A 10,751-nucleotide genomic window follows, 5' to 3' on the forward strand; every position below is an offset into this window, starting at 1 on the left:
AACAAAGTGTAACAGTATTTTATTCCTAAATGATATAATTTGTCATATATAAAACTAATAGATAATACTTTTCTATTAGTTTTATAAAATAAGTGTTTACAAATGAATAAAAATCATATATACTAAAGAAGTTGTTTAACATGCTTCATTAGCTCAGCTGGTTAGAGTACCTGACTCTTAATCAGGGTGTCCAGGGTTCGATTCCCTGATGGAGCACCAATATAAATACAGATATCTCAAGCGTTTGAGATATCTGTATTTTTTTTATAATATACTAACTTATTTTGTTATACATAAAAATAAGTTAATGGGTATGTTAAATTCTATCCATTCAATTAAATTAATTCGAAATAATTATAACACAAACTCTAATTAGGGAATATGCCCATGAAATCATCCACTTATTATTTGTTCTTTAACATGTTATACATACTTGTAATATTATCATTTAAAATTCTAACAGTGCCATTATCGGAAGATAACTTATCTTTTTCTTCTAAAGCGACTTTAGTAATGTCGCTAGTCATGTTTGGAATTTCATACATATTAGCCATTTCACTGTCTGAAACGCCACTATTTCCTTTATATTCATTAATTGAAATTTTTGTTTTTTTAACTTATTTTTATTCATTGGTATTCTCCTTTCAAATCTTAAATTACACACATAGTTTACCCATTTTGTTTTATTCTATTAAGTTTAAATTTAAAGATTATATATAAAATCATTCTTGTACAAATAGCCAGTATAAAGAATAAGAATCATCTTAAAAAAGCATCAAATATTTTTTCCCTAAACTAGATTTCTTGCAGTAAATTTAATCTGGATTAGGTAATATATTAATTAAAAACAACATATTAATTAGAAATAATAAAAAAAGAAATAGGCACACATTAAGAATACGTAGTATATGTAGCAGATATACAGGTTACAATAATCAAAGGAGATAACCGTAAGGCTGAAGTTAATGAGAATGAGGCTGAATTATATGATATGCAACATTACTTGCTAATTTGAGGCGAATGAGAGATATAAAATGATGTCAGTTAACATTCAAAGAGAAAAATAATACAGAACATTGATATAATATTTTATTAGGAGATGAGAAATTGAAAGCAAATGAATTTTTGAATTATAAAAATTGGATTGTGGTTGGCGATGTATTAAACCCTTTAAAATATGCTTATAAAATATTACAGTCTTTAAAAAGTGATGGATTTAATGTAGTGGGTGTAAATCCAAACTCTAATGATAGCGATGAAGGGGTTTACAGCAGTATAAGTGATATTCAATATAAGGCAGATATTTTAGATTTATGCATTAATCCATATAAGGGAATTAAAATTATTAAAGAAGCCCATGATTTAAAAATAGATAAAGTACTTATTCAACCAGGAGCTGAAAGCCAGGAAATACTAGAATTATGCAAAGCAAATGGAATAATTGCAATAGAAGGGTGTGCTTTAGTAGAATTGTCAAAAGTATAACAATTTACACTAAAACATCAAGATTACATGATCTTGATGTTTTTTTATATAGACTAATACTATCATATTGACATATAATATAACAAAATACAGTTTATAGAGGGGGAGAGATTATGATTCCGTACACAGCGTTAATTATAGCGGGGATAATTGTAGTTGTAATAATTTTATTTGTTTATGGTATAGGGTCCACAAGCATAGAAACTGATGAGGTAGGTATTGTTGAAAAATGGTGGAGTTCTGGTGGTTCAGTACCTGCTGATGGTCTTATAGCATTAAAAGGAGAAGCGGGTTATCAACCAGAAGTGCTAAGGGCTGGTGTTCATTTTAAAACGCCATTCAAATACAAAGTTAAGAAGGTAAGACTTGTAACTATACCACAAGGTCAAATAGCTTATGTATTTTCAAGGTCAGGGGAAAGTTTAGTTGATGGTCAGACTTTAGGCAAAGTCATACCGCAAAGTAAGTCATTTCAAGATGTAGTAGCGTTTTTAAATAATGGTGGGCAAAAGGGGCCACAAAGACAAATTCTTCGTGAGGGTACGTATGCATTTAACTTAGCACAATTTATTATAATTACAAAAGGTAGGGTACATTCAATATATACTTCAAAAGATGAAACAGCTCAAATAGAAACAATGAGAAGCGATTTAGCGAGAGACAATGGATTTAATCCTGTAATTATATCTAATTCAAGATCTTCTGAGCAATATGCTCAGCAAGATGATGCTGGTGAAATAGATGCTGTATATAAAAAAATTGGTAACAAGCCAGTTAGTCGTGATACTATCGGTATTGTAACTATTAATGAGGGTCCAACTCCTGATAATGGAGCAATTATAGCACCTATTGTTGGAGAAGGTATAAACAATGAGTTTTATCACAATAATTTCCAAGAACCTGAAAAGTTTTTAGCTGCAGATGGTAGAAAAGGTAAGCAAATGCAGGTTCTTACTGATGGAGTTTATTTCATTAATAGAATGTTTGCAAGTGTTGACATAGTACCTAAAAGTATAATAGATATTGGTTATGTTGGTGTTGTGGTAAGTTATTTTGGTGATAAAGGTGAAGATGTTTCAGGTACGGGTTACTCTCATGGAGAACTTGTAGAACAAGGTAAAAAGGGCATTTGGAGAGATTCTATGATGCCAGGGAAATATGCGTTTAATACTTATGCGGGTAAAGTTGTGCCAGTACCTACTACTAATGTAATACTTAAATGGATTAGTGGACAAACTGGTGTGCATAAGTTAGATGATAATTTAAAAGAAATTAGTCTAATAACTAAAGATGCTTTCGAGCCTAATTTACCATTAACAGTAGTATTTAATATTGATTATAGAAAAGCATCGTCAGTTATACAAAGATTTGGGGATATTAAAATGCTTATTGAGCAATCTCTTGATCCTATGGTAGCTGGGTATTTTAAAAATATAGGACAAACAAAAACTCTTATTGAATTAGTTCAAGATAGAAGTCAAATTCAACAACAGGCAGCAGATGAAATGACGGGTAAATTTAAATTATATGATTTAGAGCTTCAGGAAGTATTAATTGGAACACCAGCTGCTTCTGCTAGTGATACAAGAATTGAAAAAATTCTTGCACAACTAAGAGATAGGCAAGTAGCTATGGAAGAAATTAAGACAAATGAAGCTAAACAAAAATCTGCTGAAAAGCAAAGAGAATTAAATGAAGCAGAGGCAAAAGCAATGGCTCAGTCAGCTCTTACACAATCAAGTATTGATATTGAAGTGGCTGATAATAAAGGTAAATCTGAATTAAGGCTTGCAGAGCAACTAGCATTAAAAACGCAAAAACTTGCTGAAGCAGACAAGTACAAGAGAACTCAAGAAGCAGATGCTGAAAGATACACTAGGGAAGCACAGGCAGCAGCGCAGGCAAAGACTATTGAGCTAACAGCCAGTGCAAATGCAAAGCAAGTAGAACTACAAGCAAGTGCAGAGGCGTTTAGTCTTGAAACAGTCGGAAAGGCAAAAGCATTAAATATTAAGTCAGTTGCAGATGCTACAGCTGAGCAAGAAACAAAAGTAGGAATTGCAAAGGGAGCTGCAGCTAAGGCTTTAGTTGAGGCTTATGGTGGTCCCGATTTACAAGTTAAGCAAAGTGTTATGATAGCATTTGCAGAGGCACTAAAGATAAGTAAGTCTCCACTAGTACCACAAACAATAATAATGGGCGGAGCTGATGGAAAAACGCCTAACGCAATGGAAGGTATAATGAGTATGGTACTTGCAAATATGGCAAGCGAAAAAGGCACAGCATTATCAAAATCCATTGAGAATATAGATGTTAAAGAGGTAATAAAGCCACAAACTTAATAATTTAAAATGCATACAAAAAATCCAGTAGAATAAATTAAATATTCTACTGGATTTATATATATAATGATAACTTTAAAAAAAGTATTCTAACTGAAGGATAAGAATTTATTTACAATTATAGAATTTATTTAAATACAATTACCAGTATAAACTTATATAGTATAAAAAATGAAAATAATAATAAAAGTGGTTGTTGTAATATTGTGAAAATTATAATAAGATATAGATAAAATAATAAATTAACAATGTATTGAGGAGGAAGAATAATGAATACGCAAATTAATTATAGTGACTTAGATATTATACTTAAAAATCATGAGTTTAAATCTAGTAATATTATTGCAATACTACAAGATACGCAAGAAATATATAGATATTTACCTAAGGAGGTATTTGCATATTTTTCAGAAAAGCTTGAAATGAGTATGGCAAAGATATATGGTGTGGCAACTTTTTATGATAATTTTTCTTTAGAACCAAAAGGTGCATATGTTATAAAGATATGTGATGGTACGGCATGCCATGTAAGAAAGTCTATCCCTATTTTAAATAAAATGCGATCTGTTCTAGGACTTTCAAAAACAAAAATTACAACTGATGATTTGACGTTTACAGTGGAAACGGTTTCTTGCCTTGGAGCATGTGGACTTGCACCTGCTATAACCATTAATGATAAAGTATATGGTGCTATGACGGAAGATAAAGCAATGAAGCTTTTGTTGGCACTTAAGGAGGGAAAATAATATGCTTCTTAATAGAAATGATTTAATTGATATAAAAGATAAATATATGGTTAGTCTTAATAATCAAAAGAAAAAAATTCTTATATGTGCAGGCACTGGATGCATTGCAGGCGGATCTCTGGAAATTTATGATGAATTTGTAGCGTTAATGAAAGATAAGAATATAGATTGTGAGCTAGGTCTTCAAAAAGAACCACATGATGAATCAGTGGGAATTAAAAAAAGTGGATGTCATGGATTTTGCGAAATGGGCCCACTTGTAAGAATCGAGCCATGGGGATATTTATATATAAAAGTAAAAAAAGAGGATTGCAAGGAAATACTCGAAAAAACTATACTTAATAATGAGTGTGTTGAGAGGCTTGCATATACTAAAAACGGCAAAATATATAAAAAACAAGAGGAAATCCCTTTTTATAAAAGTCAAACTAGGCTTGCACTTGAACATTGTGGACACATTGATGCAACTTCTATAGAAGAATATTTTGCTATAGGAGGATATAGTGCACTTGAGAAAGCATTATTTGATATGGACGGTGAAAGCATTATTAAGGAAATAGAAGAGTCAAATTTAAGAGGACGTGGAGGCGGTGGATTTCCTACAGGTCGTAAATGGTCACAGGTAAAAAATCAGAAAATAGACACAAAATATATTGTATGCAATGGTGATGAAGGTGATCCTGGTGCGTTTATGGATAGAAGTGTAATGGAGGGTGATCCACATAAAGTGATCGAGGGAATGATAATTGCAGCTATTGCCTGTGGTTCAAACGAAGGATACATTTATGTGAGAGCCGAGTATCCTCTTGCTGTAAGTAGACTTAAAAATGCTATTAATCAAGCAAGAAGTTATGGTATTTTAGGGGAAAACATTCTTGGGACAAACTTTAATTTTAATATCAAAATAAACAGAGGGGCCGGTGCATTTGTTTGCGGTGAAGGAAGTGCACTTACTGCTTCTATTGAGGGAAAAAGAGGTATGCCAAGAGTAAAACCTCCAAGAACAGTAGAGCAGGGACTTTTTGCTAAACCAACAGTACTTAATAATGTAGAAACATTCGCTAATGTGCCTTTAATTATAACCCGCGGAGCAAAGTGGTATAAATCTATAGGACCTGAAAATAGTCCTGGTACAAAGGCTTTTGCTTTAACTGGAAATATAGAAAATACAGGACTTATTGAGGTACCAATGGGATCAACATTAAGAGAAATCATATTTGGTATTGGTGGAGGAATTAAAGGTGGCAAGAAATTTAAAGCTGTTCAGATAGGGGGTCCATCTGGAGGATGTCTTATAACGTCAGATCTTGATTTAAGACTAGATTTTGATTCACTTAAGAAAGTAGGCGCAATGATAGGTTCTGGTGGTCTTGTGGTTATGGACGAGAATACTTGCATGGTTGAGGTTGCAAAATTTTTCATGACATTCACTCAAAATGAATCCTGTGGTAAGTGCATCCCTTGTCGTGAGGGCACTAAACGAATGCTGGAAATATTAGAAGGAATTACGTCAGGTAATGGCAAACTATCAGATATTGATATGTTACTAGAACTTGCAGACACTATATCACAAACAGCTTTATGTGGTCTAGGCAAGACAGCTGCGTTACCAGTTGTTAGTACTATTAAAAATTTTCGTAGTGAATATGAAACTCATATAAATCAAAAAAAATGCCCGTCAAAAACTTGTGTTGGACTTAAAACTATATTTATTGATAAAGAGCTTTGCAGGGGATGCTCAAAGTGTTCAAGAATTTGTCCAGTTAATGCAATTTCTGGCAAGATTAAGTCGCCTTATACAATTGATAAAGAAAAGTGTATTAAATGTGGTGCCTGCATTGAGACGTGCACGTTTAAAGCTATAAAGGAGGATTAAGATTATGACTGGTCAATTTATGCTTATAGATGATATTCCTGTAGAGATAAATGGAGAAAAAAACATTCTTGAGTTAGTTAGAAAAGCTGGTATTGATTTGCCGACCTTATGTTATTATTCGGAGCTCTCAGTGTATGGTGCTTGCCGTATGTGCATGGTAGAAAATAAATGGGGAGGAATGGAAGCCGCATGCTCCACTCCACCGAAGGCCAATATGGAGATTTACACTAATACCCCAAAGCTTCGTAAATATAAAAAAATGATACTTGAGTTACTTTTAGCAGCACATTGCAGAGACTGTACTACATGTGAGAAAAGTGGGCAGTGCAAATTGCAAGATTTAGCTAAGCGTTTTGGAATAACAAAAGTCAGATTTAATAATACTTCTGTGAAGAGAAAAATAGACAATTCATCAGTATGCATAGTACGTGATAAAAGTAAGTGCATTTTATGTGGCGATTGTGTACGGATGTGTGAAGAAGTACAAAATGTTGGAGCTATAGATTTTGTTAATAGGGGTTCAAAAATGAGCGTAGGAACTGCTTTTGATATGCCACTTGCAGAAACAAATTGTGTCGGCTGTGGACAGTGCGCAGCAGTGTGTCCTACTGGTGCAATTGTTGTAAAAAATGATACCCAGAGGCTTTGGAAAGACATTAGTGATATTGAAACATTGGTTGTAGTTCAGATTGCCCCAGCAGTGCGTGTAGGAATTAACCAAGAGCTGGGACTAAAAAATGATGAAAATGTGATGGGTAAAATAGTAAGCGTTCTTAGAAGAATGGGCGTTGATGAAATTTTTGATACCTCAACTGGTGCTGATTTAACAGTACTTGAGGAGACTAAGGAATTCATCTCAAGAATAGAAAAAAATGAAAAATTACCATTATTCACATCATGTTGTCCTGCATGGGTATCATATGTTGAAAATAATTATCCGAGTTTAATTAAAAATGTGTCTACTTGCCGTTCACCTATGCAAATGTTCGCATCTGTGGTTAAAGAGCAGTATAAGGATTCTAATAAGAAAATCGTACATGTGGCAATAATGCCTTGCAGCGCAAAAAAGTTTGAAGCACAAAGAGATGAATTTAAAGAAAATGGGGTGAACAGTGTAGATTATGTAATAACTACTCAAGAACTCATAAAAATGATAAAAGAGTCAGGAATTATATTTTCAGAGGTATTGCCTGAAGCCGTTGATATGCCATTTGGTGTTAGTAGTGGAGCTGGCGTTATATTTGGTGTAACAGGTGGGGTTACTGAAGCTGTTATACGTCGTGTAATGGAGGATAAATCACCGTCAACATTACGTTCTCTCGCTTTTAATGGTGTGAGGGGTATGGAGGGAGTTAAAGAAACTAGTATTACAGTAAAGGGACGTTTAATAAAGGTAGCAGTGGTAAGCGGACTTAAAAATGCAGATAATCTTATAAAAGATATTCAAGCAGGTAGAGCCCAGTATGATTTCGTTGAAGTTATGGCATGCCCGGGCGGATGTATTGGTGGGGCAGGACAACCATTTGTAAAATCTGATGGGAAATTAAAACGTGGTGCTTTGTTATATGAAGCAGATAGGATGAGCATCATAAGACAATCGGAGGAAAATCCTCTAATGGAGACATTATATGAAGGTTTGTTAAAAGATAAAGTTCATGAATTATTACATGTAGGTTACAAAGAAAAATAATGTTTTGTGTTTTGAATTTAAATTATAATATTTTTTAATTTAAATAACAAGTCCATCAGAATAAATAATCTGGTGGACTTGTTTTAAAACTAGCTAAATATTTTTTCGTTTATAGCTAGGGATACATTTACCCTATAAAGTTTTGTATTGAGAGAAAAGCTTTAATATCTATTTTTTCATTAGAAGTAATTAAACTTTTAGCTTCTTTTTTTGACATTAGCATAACTTCAATATCTTCATCTGGCTCTAGGTATTCCCTTGATATTTCTCCATCGCATGTACAATAAACTAAAGCTGCAGACTCATCTGTCATACCTGTTGAAATGTATGTTTGAGATTTGGTTTTTGAAAAATCAATTTTGATTAAATTAAGTCCTGTTTCTTCTTTTAGTTCACGTCCTACAGTAGTTTCAAAATCTTCACCAGGGTCTACAAGCCCAGCAGGAATTTCATAAACATAATCATTTAGAGGAATTCTAAACTGTTTTATAATTACTAATTTATTCTCATGAATATGTGTAGCGATTATTATAACAGAATCGATATTGCCCTTCGTTCCGTTAAAATAAATATTTTTTAATGTGCATAAATCTTTTCTGGAAGCTATTGACCAATTTTTGGTATCACCATTTTTATTAATATATTCTGCATCATAAAGTTTTAAGTACTTTGTATCTGCAAGTGTTTTTATATTTTTAATACTCATGCCTATATCCTCCATTACATTTTTTATTATTATAAACTAAAATGTTTTAAAAAACTTTGACTTTCATACAATATGTATATATTAAATAATATCACTATCAAAGTATAAAAACAATTAAAGAAAATGATACATTTTTGTGTACAAAGATAATCATATATTAATCTCTAGTTGATATTTTAGAGATTTTATATTAAAAAAACAGTTTAAATATTTTATAGAAACATATGTAATAACAGTAAAAATATCTACAAGTTGGGTTTAAAAATCAATATGAAATAATATTAAAATTTGTTACAATGTTTTTAATACATATTATTTTGAAAGTGTAAACATAAGTTATAAAAGTACAGTTTGTGGAGGCGGGAAAGAATGTTTTATTTTGTAGAAGATATAGAGGAAAATGTTATGAATGTAAATTGTTTACACGAAGTTCCATTTTTAGAAGAGGCTATATACAATATGTCATTAGAGAAAATGACGAAAGAATATGAAAATATAAAAAAATGGTTCATGATTAATAAAATGGCTAACAATTTTCAGATTAAAGGTGTCGCTGGGAAAGAACTAGAATTTTTTATTATAGAAAATATTCCATATGACGAATTGGATTATACTCATGACGTTTTACATAATAGAATTAAACAAAAAATGGGCATACAATTTGATGAGTACGAATATAATTTAAAAATAAAATTAAGTAGGACATGCTCTAGAATATTATTTAATACCAAAATAAAATGTATATTAAAAGAATGGGCATAAATAAAAATTACTAAAATTTTTAATAATGCATTGTCTAAAAATAACTAGTTAATATACTAGATTATTTTTTATATTCTTAACAAAAAGGCTACTATTAGCTTTTCTGTTAAGAAAACTAATTATTATATTTTAAATTCATATATTCTACTATAAGTTTATCCAATTGACAACTTACATTTAATCTTTTTATATCGGTGTCAGGTTCATCTATTGCAATACACATTTCATTTAATATGTCTCTTAATGTATTAATGCAGATCTTTAGATTCTGTTCATATATAATATTAATTTTTCCTTCCTTCATAAATACACCTCAATTAATTCTAAAAATAGATGATTCTTAATTCAATTTATTTATTTAATAATTATACCTAAAAAAAGGGAATAAAAAAATATGCTAATAGCATATAAATATAGTTAGCATATTTTTTATGATTTTATGAACATAAGGTTTTAATATGTATTATCTTGAAAGGTGTGGTAGTAATAGCTTTATAAGTCCCTCAATAACTTTGACTTCTTTTTCAGAACATTTATTTATTAATGAATGCAAAACATCATTATTTGTATTAGCATTTATTTGTTCAAAGAACAAAGAGTCTATTGAAATATGTAAGCATTCAGAAATATTTATCAATGTATTGATGCTCATTTTTCTTTCTCCTCTTTCGATTTGTCCTAGAAAATAGGGAGAAAGGTTTAGGAGCTCCGAAAATTTTTCTCTTGTCATATCAAATTTTTCTCGTTCTATTCTTATTCTATTACCAATTTTTACATAATTAACTTCATTTTGCATTTATTTACCCTCTATAAGATAACATATTATTCATCAACTATAATATTACATGTTAAAGTGAAAATTATAAATAAGCTATATGCCAATAAATTATATTCTGAATTGGCTTATTATATTAATATATGTAAATCATTTTTTATTATTCACCACAATTTTGTCAATTGCGTTTATTTTAGTTATAAATTTATCATATAGGTCATGGTAAATGGTTTAACGAAATTTTTATAAATATATATTTAATATAATGATTAAGCCACAAAAAGCTATATTTTCTCCGGTAGGAGTTAAGCTATTTCAAATTTTAGGCTATGCCTCTTGAAAATATTGTAAATTAATATGAAAATTTCA

10 protein-coding genes and 1 tRNA gene are annotated in these 10,751 nt (G+C 31.0%); 7 read left to right on the top strand and 4 right to left on the bottom strand.

Translation table 11 applies throughout. From position 1 onward, the window contains the following. Window positions 1-142: 142 nt before the first annotated feature. Window positions 143-219: transfer RNA gene (locus KPL38_RS10780), tRNA-Lys, on the top strand. A gap of 185 nt (window positions 220-404) precedes the next feature. On the opposite strand, the gene KPL38_RS10785 is transcribed toward KPL38_RS10780, so the two are convergent. After that, window positions 405-554 (bottom strand): hypothetical protein, encoded by a 150-nt coding sequence (locus KPL38_RS10785; RefSeq protein ID WP_216289137.1) that lies wholly within the window; start codon window positions 552-554, stop codon window positions 405-407. A gap of 553 nt (window positions 555-1,107) precedes the next feature. On the opposite strand from KPL38_RS10785, the gene KPL38_RS10790 reads away from it, so the two are divergent. The 5 genes from KPL38_RS10790 (at window position 1,108) to KPL38_RS10810 (ending at window position 8,139) form a co-directional block, all read left to right on the top strand. After that, on the top strand, window positions 1,108-1,485 hold the full coding sequence (locus KPL38_RS10790) for a CoA-binding protein (protein ID WP_216289138.1): 378 nt from the start codon (window positions 1,108-1,110) through the stop codon (window positions 1,483-1,485). A gap of 113 nt (window positions 1,486-1,598) precedes the next feature. Continuing rightward, window positions 1,599-3,827: an SPFH domain-containing protein gene (locus tag KPL38_RS10795; protein WP_216289139.1), complete on the top strand. Its 2,229-nt coding sequence runs from the start codon at window positions 1,599-1,601 to the stop codon at window positions 3,825-3,827. Between the two features lie 269 nt (window positions 3,828-4,096). Continuing rightward, window positions 4,097-4,573, top strand: a complete 477-nt coding sequence (locus KPL38_RS10800) for a complex I 24 kDa subunit family protein (protein ID WP_216289140.1) — start codon at window positions 4,097-4,099, stop codon at window positions 4,571-4,573. A 1-nt stretch (window position 4,574) separates the two neighbouring features. Continuing rightward, window positions 4,575-6,449, top strand: a complete 1,875-nt coding sequence (gene nuoF / locus KPL38_RS10805) for an NADH-quinone oxidoreductase subunit NuoF (RefSeq protein WP_216289141.1) — start codon at window positions 4,575-4,577, stop codon at window positions 6,447-6,449. A 4-nt stretch (window positions 6,450-6,453) separates the two neighbouring features. Then, window positions 6,454-8,139, top strand: coding sequence for a [FeFe] hydrogenase, group A (locus KPL38_RS10810; RefSeq protein WP_216289142.1), 1,686 nt, complete (start codon window positions 6,454-6,456; stop codon window positions 8,137-8,139). Window positions 8,140-8,266: 127 nt separating this feature from the next. On the opposite strand, the gene KPL38_RS10815 is transcribed toward KPL38_RS10810, so the two are convergent. Next, the gene (locus KPL38_RS10815; protein WP_216289143.1) at window positions 8,267-8,845 is read right to left on the bottom strand and encodes an NUDIX hydrolase; all 579 of its coding nucleotides are present in this window, start codon (window positions 8,843-8,845) and stop codon (window positions 8,267-8,269) included. A 369-nt stretch (window positions 8,846-9,214) separates the two neighbouring features. Between KPL38_RS10815 and KPL38_RS10820 the strand changes: the two genes are divergently transcribed. Beyond that, on the top strand, window positions 9,215-9,607 hold the full coding sequence (locus KPL38_RS10820; RefSeq protein WP_216289144.1) for a hypothetical protein: 393 nt from the start codon (window positions 9,215-9,217) through the stop codon (window positions 9,605-9,607). Window positions 9,608-9,722: 115 nt separating this feature from the next. Here KPL38_RS10820 and KPL38_RS10825 read toward each other — a convergent pair whose 3' ends face one another. Together KPL38_RS10825 and KPL38_RS10830 are read right to left on the bottom strand one after the other, a co-directional pair. Next, entirely contained in the window at window positions 9,723-9,911 is a 189-nt protein-coding gene (locus KPL38_RS10825; RefSeq protein ID WP_216289145.1) for a Spo0E family sporulation regulatory protein-aspartic acid phosphatase, read from the bottom strand. Between the two features lie 159 nt (window positions 9,912-10,070). Continuing rightward, window positions 10,071-10,403: a helix-turn-helix domain-containing protein gene (locus tag KPL38_RS10830; protein WP_216289146.1), complete on the bottom strand. Its 333-nt coding sequence runs from the start codon at window positions 10,401-10,403 to the stop codon at window positions 10,071-10,073. Window positions 10,404-10,751: the final 348 nt, after the last annotated feature.

Origin of the sequence: Clostridium psychrophilum, assembly GCF_018861705.1 — a bacterium.
Classification (GTDB): domain Bacteria; phylum Bacillota; class Clostridia; order Clostridiales; family Clostridiaceae; genus Clostridium_AD; species Clostridium_AD psychrophilum.